Source organism: Jeotgalibacillus marinus, assembly GCF_040801915.1.
In the GTDB taxonomy this organism is placed as follows: domain Bacteria; phylum Bacillota; class Bacilli; order Bacillales; family Jeotgalibacillaceae; genus Jeotgalibacillus; species Jeotgalibacillus marinus.
The window spans coordinates 1-241 of the sequence record NZ_JBFMIA010000271.1 but is presented as its reverse complement, the minus strand read 5'-3'; the positions used below and the strand labels follow the sequence as shown (position 1 = coordinate 241).

1 protein-coding gene is annotated in these 241 nt (G+C 41.5%); it reads right to left on the bottom strand.

What is annotated here, in order from left to right; all coding sequences use genetic code 11:
- Positions 1-241 (bottom strand): carboxyvinyltransferase (locus AB1471_RS17820; RefSeq protein WP_496350348.1); only part of this gene is annotated, 241 nt, incomplete at both ends.

Sequence of the window (241 nt, the reverse complement as noted above, 5' to 3'; positions counted from 1 at the left end):
ATAGTCAAACCATTATTAAATCTAGCGCCGGCTAACAGTAGACCAGAAACAAATTGACTTGAGGAAGAAGCATCAATTGTGACCTCTGAACCTGAAACAGACCCATGACCATTTATGGAGAAAGGTAAAAAACCATTACTTTGATTTTCAACCTCAACACCTAACTGAGAAAGCGCAGCTAGCATTACGCTCATCGGTCTTACGCGAGCAGCTGAATCTCCGTCAAAATGCACTTTCGAAT